The sequence below is a fragment of the Devosia naphthalenivorans genome, assembly GCF_003056355.1.
Taxonomy (GTDB): domain Bacteria; phylum Pseudomonadota; class Alphaproteobacteria; order Rhizobiales; family Devosiaceae; genus Devosia; species Devosia naphthalenivorans.
Genome location: NZ_PYVW01000005.1, coordinates 84,803 through 105,018, shown reverse-complemented (window position 1 = coordinate 105,018; position 20,216 = coordinate 84,803). Strand labels below are relative to the sequence as shown.

Genomic DNA, 20,216 nt, shown 5'->3' with positions numbered 1-20,216 from the left:
TGCCTCCGGCTGGGTTCAAGACTGGGGTGAAACTGAAATCTCGACTACCAAGATGGGATATCGAAACCTGACGCGCAAGCGTTGTGCGAAACGAAAACGTCAGCAATTAGGCTGGCTTGGCGATGGTCGTGCCGCCGGCCGGCCTACGAGACGACCGTGATCTTTTCAGCGGCCCGCGTAATGCCGGTATAAAGCCAGCGCGCGCGCTCCTCACGGAACACGAAGCTCTCGTCGAACAGATAGACATTGTCCCACTGCGAGCCCTGCGCCTTGTGCACGGTGAGGCAATAGCCAAAGGTGAACTCGTCGAACTGGCGCCGCTCGGGCCAGCCCATGGCGTCTTCCTCGCCGGAAAAGAACGCCTTGTGGGTCAAAACCTTGGCTTCGCCCTTGCCCTCGTCGGCCCCCAGCAACAGGCTCCACTTGCCGTTGGTGCGGCGGGTGGCCTCGGTCACGATCCAGATTTGCCCGTTCAGCAGCTTCTTGCGCGGATTGTTGCGCAGGCAGACCATGCGGTCGCCCAGCACCGGCTCATGAAACGGCAGCCCCCTGAGCTCCCGCAGCCGGTCATTGTACTGCAGCCGCGTCTTGTTGCGGCCCACCAGCACCTGGTCGGCCTCAAGCACCGCATTGCGGTCGACATGATCGCGCCCGACCACGATGGAATCGCCATAGGAGCCGCGTTCGAGGAAACCGCCCTCGCGCACCTGCATGGAGAGGTGGATGATCGGGTTGTCGGCGGCCTGCCGGTGGATTTCGGTCAGCATGATGTCGGGCTCGTCGGCGGTGAAGAACCCCGCGCCCTGCACCGGCGGCAGCTGGAACGGATCGCCCAGCACCAGCACCTTGACCCCGAAGCTGAGCAGGTCCTTGCCCAATTGCTCGTCGACCATCGACACCTCGTCGATGACGATGAGATCGGCGTCGGCGGCGGGACTTTCGTCATCCAGCACAAAGCGCGGCTCACCCTCCTTTTCGCTGACCAGCGTATAGATCAGCGAATGAATGGTCTGGGCGCCCTTGCAGCCGCGCTTGCGCATGACCAGCGCCGCCTTGCCCGTGAAGGCCGCGAACTTGACGCTGCGCACGTCCTGCGCCAGGTGCACCGCAAGCGTCGACTTGCCGGTGCCGGCCCAGCCGAACAGGCGGAACACCTGGGGTCCGTTCTTGTCCTTGAGCCAATCGGACACGGCCTTTAGCGCCGCGTCCTGCTGGGGAGACCAGGCAGGCATCAGGCGATAATTGTCCGGACGGTGCCGACACCCTCGATGGCGCCTTCCAGCACATCCCCGCGCACCACCGCGCCCACACCCGAAGGCGTGCCCGTCATGATGAGATCGCCCGCCCGCAGCGTCACGAAGCCGCTGAGGTGAGCGATCGCTTCACTCACGCTCCAGATCTGTTCGGCCAGATCACCCTGCTGGCGCACCGCGCCATTGACCGACAGCATGATGCCGCCTTTGTCCGGGTGGCCGATGGCGCTGGCCGGCTCGATGGTGCCGATAGGCGCCGAATAATCGAACGCCTTGGCCATCTCCCACGGACGCCCGGCCTTCTTCGCCGAAGCCTGCAGGTCACGCCGGGTCATGTCGAGCCCGGCCGCGTAACCATAGACATGGTCCAGCGCATCCCCAACGGCGATGTCGCTGCCGTCCTTGCCGATGGCAACCACCAGTTCGATCTCGTGATGCAGATCGGCCGTTTGCGGTGGATAGGGGATGGATGCGCCGCCAACCACCACGGCATCCGCCGGCTTGGCGAAAAAGAACGGCGGATCGCGCTCGTCATTGCCCATCTCGCGGATGTGCTCAACGTAGTTGCGGCCCACGCAATAGATGCGCCGCACCGCGAACAGCCCGCCCCGCGCGATCGGCACGGTAACCGGGGCATAAGGCTCGAACAAGAAATCAGCCACGCTTGAAGTCCTCTGCATAAGGTCCGATCAGGTCCAGATCGATGGGGCCCAGACGGTCCTGCGCCGTAAATGACTGGTGCCAGTATGGATAAAGCAATGGCGGCTGGCTCGCCGCATCGAGGCTCGCGCGCTCCTCTGCCGTCAGCTTGAGCTCGGCCGCCGCCAGATTGTCCCTGAACTGCTCGTCCGAGCGCCCGCCGATGATGACCGAACTCACCCCAGGCCGTCCCAACAGCCAAGCCAGCGCCACCTGCGCACCGGACACGCCGCGCGCCTCGGCAACCGCCACGATGGCGTCGATGATGTCATAGAGCTTTTCCCAGTCATAAACCGGTGGTTCGCGGAAGCCCCCGACATGCCGGCCCGATTTGGGCCCGCCATCGCGCCGGTACTTGCCCGACAACAGCCCGCCGGCGAGCGGCGACCAGACCAGTATCCCCAGCCCCTGATCCTGGCTGATCGGCACCAGCTCATATTCCGCTTCCCGGGAGTGAAGGGTGTAATGGATCTGCTGTGAAACGAACCGCTCCCCACCGCGGGCACCGGCAGCCGCCAGCGCCTTCATGATGTGCCAGCCGGAATAATTGGAACAGCCGATATAGCGGACATGGCCATGGCGCACGAGCGTATCGAGCGCCTCCATGGTCTCCTCGATCGGCGTCATACCGTCCCACTCATGCACCTGGTAGAGGTCGATATGGTCGGTCTTGAGCCGGCGCAGGCTCGCCTTGCACTGCTCGATGATGTGGTGACGCGAGAGGCCGATCTCGTTGGGACCCTCCCCCATCTTGAAGCGCACCTTGGTGCCGACAAGCGTTCTCTGGCGCCGCCCATTCTCGGCCAGCGCGACCCCGATCATCTCCTCGGAAACGCCGGCATTATAGACATTGGCCGTATCGAGGAGGTTGATCCCGGCATCGAGGCACATGTCGATCTGGCGTGTCGCATCGTCCTGCGCCGTGTTGCCGATCCGCTCCGAGCCGCCAAATGTCATGGTGCCCATGGTCAGCGTCGAGACCTTCAGGCCCGAGCGGCCGAGATAGCGATACTCCATCGACATTCCTCCTTTGTTCTTGCTCCCTAGCGCTACCGGGCAATGAGGATCGGGTCAATGGATTGGTGTCGAGGGCGTGGCACGAAGCCTCGAACCGCGCTACAGCAAACGCCTCACCTCGAAAGCGCTTTCCGTGCGGCCTCCATCTGTCCTCCTTTCCGTCGCCCTCATCACCCTCGGCATGGTCTTCACCCAGACCGGGGCATCCTTCGCCAAGAGCCTCTTTCCCCAGGTCGGCGCGGCCGGCGCCACCACGCTGCGGCTGACCCTCGCCGCCATGGTGCTGCTGGTCGTGTTCCAACCCTGGCGGCAAAAACTGGACCGGCGGCAATGGCGCTTCGTTTGGCTTTATGGGGCCACGATGGGCGCCATGAACCTGTTCTTTTACGCGGCGCTCGCCACCATCCCCCTGGGCGTGGCCGTGGCGCTGGAATTCACCGGCCCCTTGGCAGTTGCCCTGGCCGGATCGCGCAAGCCGCTCGATTTTTTCTGGATCGCGCTGGCGGTCGCAGGCTTTGGCGCGCTCCTGCCGCTGGGGCATACCTCAGGCAATATCGCCCTGCCCGGCATCCTGCTGGCGCTGGCCGCCGGCGGCTGCTGGGCGGGCTACATCATTTTCGGCCAGCGGGCCGGCACCGGTGGAGGCCCGCATATCACCGCGCTCGGTGTTTCGATTGCCGCCATCATCGCCCTGCCGTTCGGCGTCGCCACGGCGGGGACGGCGCTACTCGACCCCGCCATCCTGCCCCTGGCGCTGGGCGTCGCGCTGCTCTCAAGCGCCATTCCCTATGCGCTGGACATGGTTGCCCTGCCCCATATTCCCTCGCGCCTCTTCGGCATACTGATGAGCGGACAACCGGCGCTTGCGGCCCTGATGGGCCTTCTGGTGCTTGGCGAAAGACTGAGCCCGTGGCAACTCGCGGGCATCGCCGCGATCATCATCGCTTCGCTCGGCGCCACGGTGACCATCGCCCGCAACGCCCCGCCACCGGTTTCCTGACGAAAGGGGCTTCACCCGGCATCCAAATCAGGCATAGTTCCCCGCCCAGCAAACTGACGAGGGACCAGAATGCTTTACGCCATCCTCTGCTATAACGATGAGAACGCTGTCGCCACCTGGACCAAGGAAGAGGATGACGCCTGCATGGCGCGCCTCGGCAAGGTCCAGGACGCCATGAAAGCCAAGGGCAAGCTCGGCCCAGTCGCGCGGCTGCAGCCAACCACCGCCGCCACCACACTGCGCAAAAGCTCGGGCGAACCGATCGTTATCGACGGGCCGTTCGCCGAAACCAAGGAGCAGTTCCTGGGCTTCTATGTCGCCGATTGCGACACGCTGGACGAAGCCGTCCAGTTCGCCAAGGACCTCGCAGTCGCCAATCCGGGCCTCGGTTCCTATGAAATCCGGCCGGTCTCGCTTTATCACCCCGGCGAGCCCGCCAGGTGACGGACAATGCCGCTGCCTCCGGCGGCATTCGCGCCCGCGCAATTAATCTTGCCAGCCGTGTCGAAGCGGCGTGAACTGGCTCGTCGTCTCGGCATAACCAGTTCCAGAGGAGACCCCCATGAACGAGTTTCGCCCCAAGAGCGGCCTCACGCCCTATCTCAGCGTCGACGGGGCCCGCAAGGCCATCGATTTCTATGTTCAGGCATTTGGCGCCATCGAGCGGGAGGCCATTCCAAACGACGCGGGCGACCGGTTGATGCATGCGCAGGTCGACGTCAACGGCACGCCGCTATTCCTGTCCGACTTCTTCCCCGATTATGGCTATCCGCCGGTTGCGCCCCAGGCGTTCAATCTGCATCTGCATGTCGATGATGCCCAGCAATGGTGGGATCGGGCAGTCGGCGCCGGCTGCACCGTCACCTCGCCCCTCAAGCAGGAATTCTGGGGCGACATCTATGGCCAGCTCAAGGACCCGTTCGGCGTCACCTGGGCCATCGGTCAGTCCGTGCAAAAAGACGCATAAAGCGGGCTGAGCCTGCTGTCAGTTCCATCCACCGCGTCATTCCCGCGAAAGCGGGAACCCCTGTTTTGAAACGGAGGTTCCCGCTTTCGCGGGAATTACCCGGTGATAACTGGAAAGCCGGCAAGTGCCGGAAATGACCCCCTTCAGGCGCCCGTGACGCGCCAGATCACGTCACCCACGTCGTCGGCCATCAGCACGGCGCCATCGGCCGCCAACGCCACGCCGACCGGGCGGCCAAAGGAGAACTTCTCATCCGCTGACAGGAAGCCGGTGAGAATTTCCCGCGGCAATCCGGTTGGCTTGCCATTCTCGAACGCCACGAAAGCCAGCTTGTAGCCGCTGAGCTTGCTGCGGTTCCACGAGCCATGCTGGCCGATGGCCATGCCGGCGGGAAAGCCCGGCAGGGTTCCCTCGGGCAACCAGCAAAGGCCCAGCGAGGCAGTATGCCCGCCCAGCGCATAATCCGGCGCCAGGGCCGACGCCACCTTGGCAGCGTCCTGTGGCACGCGGTCATCCACCGTCTTGCCCCAATAGCTGTAGGGCCAGCCATAAAAGCCGCCATCGCGCACCGAGGTCAGATAGTCGGGCGGGGTTTCATCGCCCAGCCCGTCGCGTTCGTTGACGACGGTAAAAAGCGTATCCGTGCCCGGCTCCCAGGCCATGCCGACGGGATTGCGCAGCCCGCCCGCGAAAATGCGCGACTGGCCGGTTGCCAGGTCCAGCTCATGGATGCAGGCGCGGTTGATCTCCGCATCGAAACCCGCATCGCCGATATTGCTGAGCGAGCCGACGGCAACATAAAGCTTGCTGCCATCCTTGCTGGCGATCAGGTTACGCGTCCAGTGCCCGCCGGGCACGAGATCCATGATCTTGCGGCCCGGTGTCGTGATCCTGGTGGAGCCGGGCTGGTAGGGATAGGCCAGCACGGCATCGCTCGCGCCCACATAGAGCGTATCGCCCAGCAGCACCATGCCAAAGGGCTGGCGCACGTTTTCGATAAACGCATGGCGCGTCTCGGCAATCCCGTCGCCATCGCTGTCGCGCAGCAGGGTAATACGATTGGGACTATCGCCCGAAGCGCGGGCCCGCTTCATGGTGCTCGACATGGCGTGGTCGAACAATGTCTTGGGGTTACCCGATTCACCCATGGATTCCGCTACCAGCACATCCCCATTGGGCAGCACATAGATATTGCGCGGGTGATCGAGCTTGGCAGCAAAGGCCGTGACCTTGAGCCCCGGTGCGGCGATGGGCGTGCGCCCATTCTCCCAGCCCTGGGCAGTCGGCATTTTCAGCGTCGGAATTGCGCCCTGCGGCTTGGCCTCGGGAATGCTCGGTGCCGTGCCATAAACCGGCGCGCGCGGACCATCCTTGGAGTGCCGCACGGCAACGGCGACAGCGCCGATGGCGGCAACGGCGCGGGCGAAAATGGAAGTGTCGGTCATGAAAGCATCTCGATTGCGAAACCCGGGACTTGGATCAACCTAATGGCATTGCGCCGGCCTAAAAACCAGCCTTTCGCACAATCTATTGGCAAGCCCGGCAGTGTTCACCTCAAACATCCACGGCGTCATTTCCGCGGACGCGGGAATCCCACTTCTGGTTGGCAATGAAGAAAAATTCCTTTGCCAGCTTCGCAAGCAATCAGGGAAATGGAGGCCTCGCCCTGGACTTGAACCAAGGGTCCGGGGATTTGCAATCCCCTGCGTGTCCCTCCGCCACGAGGCCATGCCCCTATTATTATTTTTGTGCAGCAACAGGGTCAACGCAATCCCGCAGCGCGGTTAAGAGAGACTGAAATTGCTGCAGCACGGTCCTGCATACTCGCCGAACGCACATCAAACGCCTGCCAGTGGCGCAATGTATTCAAGAACACCGCGTTGGATAAATCGGTACGCTTTCCACCGGGTCATTCCCGCGAAAGCGGGAACCTCCGTTGGCGATGGTTGCAAGAAAAACAGAGGTTCCCGCTTTCGCGGGAATGACGTGGTGGTTGTTGCATCATCAAAACTAGCGGCCGGACGTAAACACTCCCTCAGACGAAGGGCCCCAGAAGGCCTCATGGTGAGCCTGTCGAACCACGAGGTCGAGCGAGTGGAGGATTGGTGCCACGACCTCGTCCTTCGACAAGCTCAGGATGAGGTCTACTGTGGACCCTGCTCAACGACACTTCACCCCTTCACCCCAGCCGACAGCATGATCGCCTGCGTCACCCGACGCTGGAAGATCAAATAAAGCACGGCAACCACCAGCGCCGCCAGAATGGCACCGGCCAGTTCGCGGGCATATTGCACGCCAAAGGCGTCGTTCACCTGAGTGATGCCGACGGCAACGTTCATCATCTCCGGCTTGGATACCGCAAGGAACGGCCACAGGAAGTTGTTCCAGGCACCGATAAAGGTGACGATGGCGAGGGCCGTCGTGACACCCCAGTTCATCGGAAGGTAGATGCGGCTGAAGATGCGCCATTCATTGGCTGAATCCATCTTGGCGGCCTCCCGATACTCCTTGGGCACCGAGTCAAAGAAGTTCTTGTAGACGATGATCACCACGGGATGGATCAGCTGGGGCAGGATGACGCCGATCCATGTGTTGATCAGGCCGAACTGCGCCATCAGGATGAAGTGGTTGACGATCAGCGCGGCGATCGGAACCATGAAGCTCGCCAGGATCATGTACCAGATGAGCGTGCGGCCCGGAAAGCGAAGCTGCGACAGGGCATAGGCGGTGGTTGCACTGATGACCAGGGTCAGCAGCGTCACCGCGACCGATGTCACCAGCGAGTTGAGATACCAGCGCCCGATCATGGTGTTGACCAGCACGTGCCAATAGGCGTCGATCGTCCAGGTGCGCGGCAGGAACTCTACCGTCTTGGCGATGACCTGGGATTCTGGCTTGAGCGAGGTAACCACGCCCCAATAGATCGGGAAGGCCCACAGCACGGCGAAGATCACCGTCACCAGTGTCAGGATCAGCCCGCCGATATCGAGCGTCTTGATGGTCCGCGCCCGTTTGGAGGCTGCGGCAGCGCCAATGTCAGCGTCCCGGCTCTCGGCAATACTCATTTTTCACCTCGGGCACGAAGCAGCTGGAATTGCAGCACGGAGAAGACGATCACGATGACAAACAGCGCCACGGCAATCGCGGCGGCATAGCCGCCCTGGTTTTTCTGGAATGCCTGGCTGTAGATATATTGCACCAGCACCATCGATGGATCGGGGCGGCCGCCCTGCACGAACAGATAGACCTGATCGAAGATCTTGAGCTGCAGGATCAGCTGGATGGTCAGCACCAGCGCCGTCACCGGCCAGATCAGCGGCCAGGTTATGCGGCGGAAAATGGTCCAGCGGCTGGCATTGTCGAGGGCTGCGGCCTCATAGATATCGGTCGAAATCGAGCGCAGGCCGGAAAGGAACAGCAGGATATTGAAGCCGCATGTCCACCAGATAGTGACGAACGCCACCGCGGGCATGAACATCCACTGGGTACGGAATACCGGCGTTGGCTTCCCGAAAACCCAGGTCAGCGGGTATTGCATGATGCCGAACTGCAAGTTGAACATCCAGTTCCAGATGCGATAGACCACCGATACCGGCAGGATATAGGGCAGGAAGAACATCGCCAGGATCAGGCTCTGCTGCCAGCCCTTGAGGCGCGACACCATCATGGCAATGGCCAGGCCGATCAGCGTGTTGGGGATCACCGTCAGCGCAACGAAGTAGGCGGTATTCTTGACCGAGGTCCAGAACCTGCGGTCGTCGAACATTTCGACATAATTCTCGAAGCCGATCCACTCGCCGGGGCCGATCAGCGGCGCGTCGGTGAAGCTGAGATAGACCATCTGCAGGGTTGGCCACAGGAACAGCACGCCGTACGTCAGCACGAACGGTAGGATAAACAGATAGGCAATCGCAACTTCGCCGCGGTGGTTCCTGATCATGGGTGCTCCGGCCTCAAGAAGGCCCGGTGGCGCTCCGCCACCGAGCCAGATGCGAGGGACTTGTTATTCAGCCTGATCCTGCAGGTCGGCCTTCATCTCTTCGATGGCGTCCTGAGGTTCGAGCTCGCCGTTCATGGCCGGGCTGATATAGTTTGCCACAGCGTCATAGACGGGCGATGCAACGCCGGCCAGGGTCGAGCGAGGATCGAACACCGCGGTGTCGGCCAGGATCGAATAGGTGGCGTTTGGCTGCATGGTCTTGAACTCTTCGCTTTCGCGAACCGGCGTATAGGCCGGAATGTGACCGGCATTGGCCCAGGCCAGCGAGTTCTTGTTCATCCAGGAGATGACTTCGAGCACGGCGGCCTTCTTCTCGGGCGTCACTTCCTTGCCGACATTGTTCGGGATGGCAAAGCCATGCGAGTCGGCCCAGGTCGCGGGATGGTCAAAGAAGGTCGGGACTGCAATGGCGCCCCACTCGAAGCCCAGTTCGCCCTTTTCGGACAGGTCGGCCATGGTGGGCACTTCCCACACGCCGTTCAGGTGCAGCGCAGCAGCGCCAGAGGTGAACAGGGCCACCGAGCCTTCATATTCGGTCAATGCCGGCGCAAGACCGCCTTCGACCCAGCTGGCCATGGTTTCGACGGCAGCGACGGCCTTCGGAATGCTTTCCTCGGGGAAGAATGTGCCATCCTCGGCCAGGAACACGCCGTCCTGCTGGCCGAACAGCGAATAGAACACGCGCCACGGCGTACCATCGCCCGAAGTCTGCAGCGACAGCGCATATTCCGAGCCGCCGCGAAGCTTTTCGAGCGCCGCCATGAAATTGTCGGCGCCATCGAGGCCGGTCGGCAGCCCGTCTTCGCCAAGCAGGCCCGCTTCGGCCAGCTTGTCCTTGTTGTAGTAGAGGATCAGGGAGTGGATATCGAACGGCACGGCATATTGCTGGCCCTCGATCTGCCCGGCTTCCCAGTTGGCCGGCGCAAAGGTATCCGGCCCGAGGTCAACGCCCGCAAGGTCTTCGGCGCTGATCGGGGCCAGGGCACCCGATTCCACCCCGAGCGGCACGCGCGAGAGGTGATAGGTCATCACATCGGGGCCTTCACCGATGGCGGCCGAGGTCTGCACCTTGGTGTAGAACGGCGTACCCCATTCCAGCGTCGTCGGCTGGATTTCGATTTCGCCGGCATGCTCGGTGTTGAACTGCTCGATCAGCGCCTTCATGCGCACGCCGTCGCCGCCGCTGAGAAAATCCCACCACACCACGGTTTCCTGGGCCTGGACGGAGCCGACCGACAGCAGCGCGGTCGACAGCATAGCGATCTTCAAAAATGTCTTCACGTAATCCTCCCTTGGGGCAGGGCCCCGGCGCCATTTCCTCTGGCATTGCGGCTCGCCGGCGATGCGATCCGCGCCGATGTTCAGATAACCGTCCTGGGACGGCCCTGAATTGCTCCGCCGCTTATTTTGCGGCGTGATATGCTTTGCCGGGCTCATCGAAGATGATCCCCGCACCGCCATCTATGGCGATGTGCACGGTTTGACCTGGCTCGACCGCGCTGACGCCTTCGTCTTCGGCGATCAGCGGCGTACCGTCGGGCAGGCTCACATAGACCAGCGTGCGCTCACCGAGCCGCTCGACCACGTCGACCACGCCCGTGACGCCCTGCCCCTCGCGCGAAATGCGCGCAGCCTCGGCGCGTATGCCGAAGGTAAGTTTGTCCTTGGGAATATCGGTGAATGGCACGGTGGTGGTGACCGGCCCCTGCCCGGCAAAGCTGATCGCGGCAAACCCACCCGCGTCGCTGACCCCCGTTACCGGCAGGAAATTCATCGCGGGCGAACCCACGAACGCTGCCACGAACCGGCTGGCCGGGCGCGAATAGATTTCCATGGGCTTGCCGATCTGCTCGATGCGGCGGTTGTTCATCACCACGATCCGGCTTGCCAGGGTCATGGCTTCGGTCTGGTCGTGCGTCACGAAGATCATCGTGGTGCCGATCCGGTGGTGCAACTGCGCCAGTTCCACGCGCGTCCGCACCCGCAGGCCGGCGTCCAAATTGGACAATGGCTCATCGAGCAGGAACGCCACCGGCTCGCGTACAATCGCCCGGCCGATGGCGACGCGCTGCCGCTGCCCGCCCGAAAGCTGGGCGGGTTTGCGATCCAGCAATTGGCCGATTTCCAGCATGCGCGCGGCTTCATCGACCCGGCGGGCGATCTCGTCCTTGGGCGTGCCGACATTCTGCAGCCCGAAGCTCATATTGTCGCGCACGCTCATATGCGGATAGAGCGCGTAGTTCTGGAACACCATGGAGACGCCACGCTCGTTGGGTGGCAATTGATCGACCCGGCGGTCCCCAATGAAGATCTCGCCTTCGCTAACCTGTTCGAGGCCCGCAATCATGCGCAGCAAGGTGGATTTCCCGCAGCCCGATGGCCCCAGGAACACGATGAACTCACCCGATTTGATGTGCATGGACACCTTGTCGAGCACGCTCACCGCGCCAAACGACTTGCTGACCTCATTGAGGACGATATCGGCCATTGTGTCTCCTCGGCGGGGCCTCGGCCCTGCAACATCCACCTATCGGATGCGGCAACTCTGCGGTCGCTCGCACCCATTTATCATACTAATCAGGCTTGGGTCGTCCTAGTCAATCCACCACAAAACATGCCGGTGCACGCTTTAGCGATCCACCACGATTTCCAGCGCGGTTTGCACCACGGCATCAAACAGTGCGGCGGCCAGCGGATCGGCGCCCGGCGCCTCCCGCGTCAGGCGGAACGTCGTTGCCGCGACGCCGCCGCGCCCCACTTTCTTTTCGACCACTATCGCCGCCGGCTTGTGCACCCAGCCGACCACGATGCCGGCATGCACGTTGGAGCCATATTCCCATGGCCGGAAGCCGGTCATCAGATAGTGCGGCACCACGCCCGAGAACGACAGGTCGAGAATTGGGCCGCCCGGAATGTTGCGGAACGGACCGTCGCGCCGCACCCAGGAAAAACCGGCAATCCAGTCGCCGCGCCAGATCGTGCCGTCCCGCTCGACCAGGTTGATGCCCGGCAGATGCTGGTCCAGCGACGGCCGGAACTGGATGCCATCGGCGACGATGCTGCGATGGGGCAGTTCGCCCACCGGCATGTCGGCGCGCAAATTCTTGTTGGTCTCGACCGAGCCATCGGCAAGGATCGCATAGCGCGCCCCGGCCTTTATGGCTTCGACGTCATCGCCATCGACAGCATGCACCAGATGCACATCCGCCTCATCGGCCCCCACCACGCGATAGCCCAGGCCTTGGGCGTACTCGGCCAATTGCGGGTCCGCAACCGCCAGGCACGGCAGGCTGGCCGTGTCCCGCGCTGCGAACAGGGAAACCTCGAGGCTGTTGCGCGCCAGTTCCTGCCCGTTCGCGGTCAGCACGAAATCCAGATGCACCATGCGATTGGCGCTGGCCTGCGGCATTTCGAGGTTGAGTACGGTCACGGTGGTTGAAACCGGTTCTGTCGCCGCAATCGCGGTCGAACCTTCGACATCCCCGCTCCAGCGCAGCTCCGCCCCCTCGGGCACGCTCAGCCCGCCCGTGGCGATGTTGACTTCGATCGGCAGCTTCGCTCCTGCATAGGCCGAATAACGCTCCGGCCGCGGCACGATAACGATGTCGGTATTGATCTGGCTGAAGACGTCATGGAAGACGCGCGGGTTGCGCTCCATGTCGAGCAGGCCATTGGCCTCCCAATGCACGTCCGTCAGTTCGGTGATGACATAGCCCATGATCGAGGGATGCAGCCGCATCTGCTCGATCTGGTAGCGCAAATTCATGAACTGATACCATTGCGCAGCCTCGATAAAGGCCGGGAACGAGCCAAAGGTCCGGTGCAGGTCGAGCGCTGCGAAGCGCTTTTCCACGCCATGCGGCAGGGCAACGCCGTCGCCCCATACCGCACCCGTCTCGAACCAGTCGGGCTCGCTGCCGTCCTCGCGGCGCAGCTTGCTCGGGTCGGGCAGCCCCCACACGCCGAACTCCGAAACGATGAGTGGCTCATCGCCCCGGCGCTCGGCGTCTCCGAGGGAGGAGAACGTCCAGTCGGCGCCGGCGGCGAACTGGGCGGTTATGTCGTCCCATTCCTGCCGCCGCTCGGGCACCGAGCGGTAATAATGGTAGTCGTTGAGGTCTGTCTTGACGTGGAAGTTCGGGAAACAGGCCGAATTGTCGACCACCAGCCGGCTCGGATCTTCGGCCTTGAGCCAGTCATAAGCATCCTTGAGCCATTGCCGGTGCTCGGCATTCTCCACCAGCCGCGTGCCCCAATCCTCGTTGATGATCGTCCAGGCGATGATCGAGGGATGGTTGCGGTCACGGGCCAGAATGCCCGTCATGGTGTCGCGCATCCGCTGGGCCGAATGGGTGGTGAAGCTCGCAACGTTCGGGATTTCCGTCCAGACCAGCAGGCCCAGGCGATCCGCCACGTCGTAATAGCGCGGGTCCGGCACCTTGATATGGCAGCGCAGCAAATTGAGCCCGAGATGCTTGGCCTTGCGCGCCTGGTCCTCGAGGAACTCCAGCGACGGCGTGGTATAAATACCCTCGGGATAGTAATCCTGGTCCAGCGCGCCACGCATATAGAGCGGCTGGCCATTGAGCAGGATTTGTCCGTTCTCGGTCGTGATGGTGCGGAAACCGATGTTCTGTGTCAGCCGGTCGACACCGGCACCCAGATCGATTGTCAGCGCATAAAGATTGGGCGCCTCGGGTGACCAGAGCTTGGCATCGGGTACCGCAAGACTGACCGTTGCCGTCTCCGCCGCGGAGACGGTCGCGCTTGCGACCACCGACCCATCGGCATCCCGCAGGCTGATCTCGGCATCGAGCCCGGCAGCATCAGCGGAGAACCCCAGATCGAGGTTCAACACCCCATCCATTCCAGCGGTGACAACAACTTCGGTGGTGCGGCGCGCATCGCGCGCTTCCAGCGTCACCGACTGCCACAGCCCGCCAATGCGGCCATACCAGCTGAGCTTGCCGTGCGGCACTTCGCTGAACGGGTAATCGGGATAGGCGCGCTGGTCGGACGAAGGCATGGTCACCCGCACTTCGATTTCGTTCTGCGCCTTGAGCAGATGCGGCGGCAGCACGAACTCGAACGGCAGATAGGCGCCTTCATGGCTGCCCAGCTTCTCGCCATTGAGGAACACATCGCAGAAATAGCTGACCGCGCCGAACTTGAGCGCCAACTCCTTGTCGGCCCAGCCTTCGGGCACGGTGAAATTGCGCTGGTAAACCGCATGGCCGCTGGTATCGACCAGATCGGAAAACTCTGCCTGCCAGGGCGACGGAACATGCGCGTCGCGCCACGGTCCATCCTCATGCCGGAAGCGCCACACGCCATCCAGCGAAGCCGTGCGACGCGTCGGCGCCTGCGATTGCTCGGCATTTGCCAGGCTGCTGTGATCCATCTCCACCCTCGACGATATTAGTTATATTATTATTAGCTTAGGCCGGGTCCGCGACGCTGGCAAGAGGCCCATTTGGGGTGTGCACATCGGTCGAACTGGTCGCGACCTCAAGCGCATCACACAGAATGGGATCACCCAGCAGACCTCATGGTGAGCCTGTCGAACCACGAGGTCGTGCCACCGGGCCTCCACCTTAGGCAGACCGTGGCGCCGCGACTGAATCCCGCTCGACCAGCGGGCATTCGAGCTTGGTGATCGGAAACCGCGCAGCACTGGCCAGGCCCAGTTCGAACTGCTCGATCGCCCACTGCCCCATCGCCCGGTGCGGCAGGATGGATGTCGTCAGCCGTGGATGCAGATGGCGCGAGATTTCCTCGTCGTCATAGCCCACCACAGACATATCGCGGGGCACGGAAAGCCCCGCCTCCTTGAGCGCCTCGTAGCAGCCAATCGCCGTGCGATCGTTCTGGCAGAATATCGCCGTCGGCGGGTTGTCGAGCGCCAGCAGCTTGCGGGTGCCTTCATAACCCGCGCTTGCCGACCAGTTGCCCTCCACCACCAGCGCCGGATCGAACGGAATATCCGCCGTGGCCAGCGCGCGGCGATAACCCTTGAGCCGGTCCTGTGCCGCTTCCATCCAGATTTCCCCGGTGATGGTCGCGATGCGGCGATGTCCATGCTCGATCAGGTGCCGCGTGCTGCGCTGCCCGCCGGCAATCTCGCTCGGCACTACGGCCGGATGCGACTGATTTTCGGTGTAGCAATTGAGCAGGAACACCGGAATATCCAACGCCAGGATCTCCGGCGGCAATTCCACCTCGCGCGTAAAGATCGTCATATAAACAAGGCACGAGGCGCCCTGTTCCTTGAAGGCGCGCACCACCTGGGATTGCACCAGCGGGTCGTTGGAGGTCTGCGCCACCATGACGATCATGCCGTTCGAGCGTGCGGCGGTATTGATGCCGTCGATGGCAATGGCCGCTTCCGGGCTGGTCGCCAATTGATCGACCACGAAGCCGATCTGCGGCGTAGCAGTTTCGGGCCGCAGATTCGCCCCCGAGAGCGGCGCGATATAGCCAAGCCGCCGCGCCGCATCGAACACCCGCTGCCGCGTTTCGGACGACAGTTTGATGCCCGGGGCATTGTTGAGCACGAAGGACACTGTTGCCTGGGAACACATGGCTTCACGCGCCACGTCCGTCATCGTCACCCGGCGCGATTGCGCCCGCCGCCCGGCCCGCACCACGCTCCCGGCAGATCCGTTCATGTCGTTGCGCCGCGGCATAAAGGGTCCGGAATGGTGGAAAATATCGACTAATAGATATCAACAACAAACCGGCGCTGGCAAGCCGCCACTACTGCGTACCCTCCGAGCAACCGGCAGCGCATGTGCAACCGCCCGACAGGAGCCGCCGTTTGCCTCCAAAATGGAGCGCAAAATGTCCCCTGCAGATCACGGCCCGGAAAGCGGCAAGGGCCGGCACGCCGAAAGCCCCGAGCAGATACCGCCGACCGGCTGGAAGGACATTTTGTGGCGGACCTACCAGGAGATAAACGATGACCGGGTGACCCTGATCGCCGCCGCCGTCACCTATTATCTGCTGTTGTCGCTGTTCCCCACGCTGACCGCCTTTGTCTCGATCTACGGCCTGTTCACCGATCCGACCACGGTTTCCGAGCAGGTTCAAATGCTGTCGTCGGTGGTGCCCGAAGGCGGCATGGCTATCATCAACGAGCAGTTGACACGCCTTGCCAGCACCGGCGGCACAACCCTGGGCCTGGCGCTGTTCATCTCCCTCGCCATCGCGCTATGGAGCGCCAGCTCCGGCGTCAAGACCATGTTCGAAGCCATGAACGTGGCCTATGACGAGCGCGAAAGCCGCAATTTCTTCGTCCTCAACGCCACGGCGCTGCTGTTCACCCTGGCCGGCATCGTCGGCGCCATGCTGATGATCGGCGCGGCAGTGCTGATGCCTATCGTTCTGCAGTTCATCGGCCTCGGCACCGGGTTCGAATGGCTGATCCGCATCGGCTCCTATGTGCTGCTGGCCCTCGCCCTGCTGCTGGGGCTGGCTGCTCTCTACAGATTTGGCCCGAGCCGGCAGCAGGCCCGCTGGCGCTGGATAACGCCCGGCGCGATCCTTGCCACACTCGCCATCATGGTCGTGTCGCTGCTGTTCTCCTGGTACGCCGCAAATTTCGGCAATTTCGACAAGACCTATGGCTCGCTCGGCGGCCTCATCGCGCTGCTGACCTGGATCTGGATTACCGTCACGGCGGTAATCATCGGCGCCGAGCTCAATTCCGAGGCGGAGCGACAGACCGAAGCAAACGTTGCAGCAAATGGGGAGCAGAACCGAAGCAATTCGGCAGCAAGCTCGCCGCAAAACAGCGCCGAATGGCAGGCAGGCTTCCAGGCTGCGCAGGAGAAATACCGTCCCCAGCGCAGCCATTCGCTCGGCTCGATGGCCGTCGCCCTGCCCGTCTCCCTGGCCCTCGCCGCCCTGCGATCAAGGCCGCGAAAGTGAGCTAGATACTGCCCTGCACCCGGTGCAGATTGGCATAAAGCCCATCCGCCGCCATGAGCTGATCATGGCTGCCCTCCTCGCCAATACCATGCTCCGTCAACACCACAATGCGGTCGGCATGGCGCACCGTCGACAGCCGATGGGCGATAACAATCGTTGTCCGCCCGCGGGTTAGCTCCAGCAGCGCCTGCTGCACCGCCCGCTCGCTCTCATTGTCCAGGGCACTGGTCGCCTCGTCGAAAATGAGGATGGCGGGGTTCTTTAGGAAGGCCCGGGCAATCGTCAGCCGCTGCTTCTGCCCACCCGACAGCTTCACCCCGCGCTGCCCAATATCGGTGCCATAACCCTGCGGCAACGCCATGATGAACTCATGCGCATTCGCCGCCTTGGCCGCCGAGATCACCGCCTCATCCGAAGCATCCGACCGCCCATACCGCAAATTATCCGCCACGGTCCCACTGAACAAATAGATGTCCTGCTGCACCACCCCGACATTGCGGCGCAACGATGCCAAGGTAACATCGCGGACGTCCGTGCCGTCGATCAGCACCTGCCCCGAATTGACCTCGTAGAATCGGGGAATCAAGGCGCAAAGCGTTGATTTTCCTACCCCTGACGGCCCGACCAGCGCGACAAATTCGCCGGGCGCAATATCGAGCGATAGATTGCTCAGGACCCGGGCTCCTTCCGCTTCGTAGCTGAAACCCACATTGCGGAAACTGATAGCGCCCTTGACGCGGTCCAGTTCCCTGGCATGGGGCCGATCCTCGATATCCGGCGCGATTTCGAGCAGTTCCATGGCCCGCACGAACCCGGTATAGCCCTCCTGCCAAAGCCGCACGAAATTGGCCAGGCGCTGCACCGGATCGACCAGCACCGCAACGCACAACAAAAAGGTCAGCATTTCGGCGACCGTCAGTTGGGCGTTCACCACCCGAACGGCACCGACAACGATCACGATCACCGTCACCAATTGGGCGAATGTCTCGCTGCCGACCGAGAAAAATGCCTCGCTGCGATAGCCATCCTTGCGGCTCTCGAGAAACAGCCCGTTGGCCTCGCCAAAACGCCGCGCCTCGAGGTCTTCATTGGCAAAGGATTGCACGACCCTGATGCCGGCCAGCGCATCTTCCACCCTTTCATTGACGCTGGCGATCTGCTCCTTGCTTTGCTGCAAGGCCCGGTTCATCCGCTGATTGAAATGGAGGGCATAGACCACCGCGAACGGCGTCAGACCGGCAATCAGCAAGGTCAGCACCGGATCGATAAAGGTGAGGACCGCGAGCGCTCCGAAGAATTTGAGCGCTGAGATCGAAAGGTCCTCGGGCCCATGATGATAAAGCTCGCCGATCCATAGGGAATCGTTGGTGATGCGGCTCATCAACTGCCCCACGCGCTGGCCATCGTAGAAGCTGAAGGAGAGCTTCTGGCAGTGTTCGAACAGCTCCTTGCGCAGGGACGCCTCGATCCTGGCGCCCATGACATGGCCCTGATAGTCCACGAAGAAGATTGCCAGCACCTGCGCGGCAAGCAGCGCCAGCATCAATCCGCCTACGGCGTAGATGCTGCCAATGGCTTGCGGCGCCTCGGGCAGTTCAACCAGATTGCGGGTCACGTAATTTGCACAAAGCGGCAGCGCCAGCGCCGTTGCCGCAATAAGCATTGCACAGGCGAGATCGCCCGCGAGCAGCGGCAGGTGGGGACGATAATAAGATAAAAACGTGCGCCAGCGGGCGCTTGGTCGAGGCGCGGGCGTCGGCTGGAATAGGTTTAAGAAACGGTGTTTGAAAAAGCGGCTAGGGCGTGTGTCGGCTGTGGCCCTCGCCCATGGAAAGTGGAAGTGCATAACGCATCATGTCCTGTTGATCGGCTCCTTTCTGGTGGGACACGAAGGTTTTCATCTCGCTCTCCTGGTGCGTGCTTGAAGCCATAGTATGGCGCAGCCAGCGTTATTGGGCAAGCCGAGCCATCACCTGCGTTGCAGCGCGCCCAGAATCGACCTACCGCTTCGCTCGCTATTACAGCAGGGGAGAGAGCTGTGCCGCAGACTGTCGATGATATCCTTACCCGCGCCGGTACGGGCTCGTTCCAGCGAAAATTGCTGATGGTGTTCGGGCTGGTCTGGGCGGCCGACGCAATGCAGGTTCTGGCGGTCGGCTTTACCGGCGCGTCCATCGCGGCAACGTTCGGGCTCTCGATACCGGAAGCGCTCCAAACCGGAACCCTGTTTTTCCTGGGTATGCTGATCGGCGCCAGCCTCTTCGGCCGCCTGGCCGACCGCTTCGGGCGTCGGAAAGTGCTGATCATCACGGTCGCGATGGATGCCGTGTTCGGTCTGCTGTCGGTCTTTGCACCGAACTTCGCCATCCTCCTGGGCCTGCGGTTTCTGACGGGTCTTGCGGTGGGCGGCACCTTGCCGGTCGACTACGCGCTGATGGCAGAGTTCCTGCCGGCGCGCTCACGCGGGCGATGGCTGGTGATGCTGGAAGGTTTCTGGGCAGTGGGAACCGTGGTTATTGCCCTGGCGGCATGGGCGGTCAGCCTCTACGTACCGGCCGATGGGTGGCGCTATATCTTCCTCGTCACCGGCCTGCCCGCCGTTGTGGGCATCTGGCTGCGGCTCTGGGTGCCGGAATCCCCGCATCACCTGTTGCGCAAGGGAAAGGCCAAGGAAGCCAAACAGGTCCTCAATCAGGTGCTCGACGCCAATGGCGCGCCCCAACTGGTAGCCGGCGACGAAATCGTCATCCCTGCGCCCGTTGCTCAATCCAGCATATTCTCTCCCATGCTGCGCCACCGCACGGTCTGGGTCCTTCTGGTCTGGTTCCTGGTCTCGATCTCGTACTACGGCGTATTCACCTGGATGCCGGCGCGACTGGCCGACGAAGGCTTTGGCTATGTGCGCGGCTACGGCTTCCTGGTTCTGGTGGCTCTGGCGCAACTCCCTGGCTATGCCCTCGCCGCATGGGGTGTCGAGAGCTGGGGCCGCCGACCCACGCTGATTGCATTCCTGCTGCTGAGTGCGGTCGGCTGCGCCCTGTTCCTTGTCGCTTCGGAAAGCCTGTTTATCGGGGGCTCCATTCTCCTGATGAGCTTTGCCCTGCTGGGCACCTGGGGGGCGCTCTACGCCTTCACGCCCGAGCTCTACCCCACGGCCAGCCGGGCAACCGGCATGGGCGCGGCGGGATCGATGGCGCGTCTGGGCGGGTTGTTGGCGCCATCGGCTCTGGCGCTGGTGATTGCACAGGGCTTTTCCGTCGCGATCGGGCTGTTCGCCGTCCTGCTGCTGTTGGCGGCGGGGGCGGCGTTCATGATCAGGATAGAAACGCGGCAAACCTCATTGACCTGAGG

General features: G+C 62.6%; 16 protein-coding genes and 1 tRNA gene. 5 read left to right on the top strand and 12 right to left on the bottom strand.

All coding sequences use genetic code 11. The features are described from left to right. Positions 1-143 precede the first annotated feature (143 nt). From C8264_RS09320 to C8264_RS09310, 3 genes are read right to left on the bottom strand one after another with little or no spacing between them, the layout of a single operon-like run. Positions 144-1,232: an ATP-dependent DNA helicase gene (locus tag C8264_RS09320; RefSeq protein ID WP_108460716.1), complete on the bottom strand. Its 1,089-nt coding sequence runs from the start codon at positions 1,230-1,232 to the stop codon at positions 144-146. Next, the gene (locus C8264_RS09315) at positions 1,232-1,915 is read right to left on the bottom strand and encodes a fumarylacetoacetate hydrolase family protein (RefSeq protein ID WP_245893013.1); all 684 of its coding nucleotides are present in this window, start codon (positions 1,913-1,915) and stop codon (positions 1,232-1,234) included. Before C8264_RS09315 ends, C8264_RS09320 begins: the two co-directional genes overlap by 1 nt. Further along, entirely contained in the window at positions 1,908-2,969 is a 1,062-nt protein-coding gene (locus tag C8264_RS09310) for an aldo/keto reductase (RefSeq protein ID WP_108460714.1), read from the bottom strand. The genes C8264_RS09315 and C8264_RS09310 overlap by 8 nt, the downstream gene beginning before the upstream one ends. A gap of 76 nt (positions 2,970-3,045) precedes the next feature. Here C8264_RS09310 and C8264_RS09305 point away from each other — a divergent pair, with 76 nt between their 5' ends. From C8264_RS09305 to C8264_RS09295, 3 genes are all read left to right on the top strand, one after another. Further along, on the top strand, positions 3,046-3,969 hold the full coding sequence (locus C8264_RS09305; RefSeq protein ID WP_245893012.1) for an EamA family transporter: 924 nt from the start codon (positions 3,046-3,048) through the stop codon (positions 3,967-3,969). 69 nt (positions 3,970-4,038) lie between these two features. Then, the gene (locus tag C8264_RS09300) at positions 4,039-4,413 is read left to right on the top strand and encodes a YciI family protein (RefSeq protein ID WP_108460713.1); all 375 of its coding nucleotides are present in this window, start codon (positions 4,039-4,041) and stop codon (positions 4,411-4,413) included. Positions 4,414-4,531: 118 nt separating this feature from the next. After that, complete coding sequence (locus C8264_RS09295) at positions 4,532-4,936, top strand: VOC family protein (protein ID WP_108460712.1); 405 nt, start codon at positions 4,532-4,534, stop codon at positions 4,934-4,936. 143 nt (positions 4,937-5,079) lie between these two features. Here the strand turns inward: C8264_RS09295 and C8264_RS09290 are convergent, their stop codons facing one another. From C8264_RS09290 to C8264_RS09255, 8 genes are all read right to left on the bottom strand, one after another. Then, on the bottom strand, positions 5,080-6,381 hold the full coding sequence (locus C8264_RS09290; protein WP_108460711.1) for a PQQ-dependent sugar dehydrogenase: 1,302 nt from the start codon (positions 6,379-6,381) through the stop codon (positions 5,080-5,082). A gap of 208 nt (positions 6,382-6,589) precedes the next feature. Continuing rightward, positions 6,590-6,664 (bottom strand) — tRNA-Cys (locus tag C8264_RS09285). Positions 6,665-7,107: 443 nt separating this feature from the next. Next, entirely contained in the window at positions 7,108-7,935 is an 828-nt protein-coding gene (locus C8264_RS09280) for a carbohydrate ABC transporter permease (RefSeq protein WP_205245655.1), read from the bottom strand. A gap of 62 nt (positions 7,936-7,997) precedes the next feature. After that, complete coding sequence (locus C8264_RS09275; RefSeq protein ID WP_108460709.1) at positions 7,998-8,876, bottom strand: carbohydrate ABC transporter permease; 879 nt, start codon at positions 8,874-8,876, stop codon at positions 7,998-8,000. 63 nt (positions 8,877-8,939) lie between these two features. Then, positions 8,940-10,217, bottom strand: coding sequence for an extracellular solute-binding protein (locus C8264_RS09270; protein WP_108460708.1), 1,278 nt, complete (start codon positions 10,215-10,217; stop codon positions 8,940-8,942). Positions 10,218-10,338: 121 nt separating this feature from the next. Further along, on the bottom strand, positions 10,339-11,424 hold the full coding sequence (locus tag C8264_RS09265) for an ABC transporter ATP-binding protein (protein WP_108460707.1): 1,086 nt from the start codon (positions 11,422-11,424) through the stop codon (positions 10,339-10,341). Between the two features lie 141 nt (positions 11,425-11,565). Further along, a complete protein-coding gene (locus C8264_RS09260; RefSeq protein ID WP_108460706.1) occupies positions 11,566-14,337 on the bottom strand; it encodes a glycoside hydrolase family 2 protein in 2,772 nt (923 codons plus the stop codon). Between the two features lie 193 nt (positions 14,338-14,530). Next, positions 14,531-15,604, bottom strand: coding sequence for a LacI family DNA-binding transcriptional regulator (locus C8264_RS09255; RefSeq protein ID WP_245893011.1), 1,074 nt, complete (start codon positions 15,602-15,604; stop codon positions 14,531-14,533). 172 nt (positions 15,605-15,776) lie between these two features. On the opposite strand from C8264_RS09255, the gene C8264_RS09250 reads away from it, so the two are divergent. Further along, positions 15,777-16,865: a YihY/virulence factor BrkB family protein gene (locus C8264_RS09250; RefSeq protein ID WP_162783540.1), complete on the top strand. Its 1,089-nt coding sequence runs from the start codon at positions 15,777-15,779 to the stop codon at positions 16,863-16,865. 1 nt (position 16,866) lies between these two features. On the opposite strand, the gene C8264_RS09245 is transcribed toward C8264_RS09250, so the two are convergent. Continuing rightward, the gene (locus tag C8264_RS09245; protein WP_245893010.1) at positions 16,867-18,528 is read right to left on the bottom strand and encodes an ABC transporter ATP-binding protein; all 1,662 of its coding nucleotides are present in this window, start codon (positions 18,526-18,528) and stop codon (positions 16,867-16,869) included. A 375-nt stretch (positions 18,529-18,903) separates the two neighbouring features. On the opposite strand from C8264_RS09245, the gene C8264_RS09240 reads away from it, so the two are divergent. Further along, complete coding sequence (locus C8264_RS09240) at positions 18,904-20,214, top strand: MFS transporter (RefSeq protein ID WP_162783539.1); 1,311 nt, start codon at positions 18,904-18,906, stop codon at positions 20,212-20,214. Positions 20,215-20,216 lie beyond the last annotated feature (2 nt).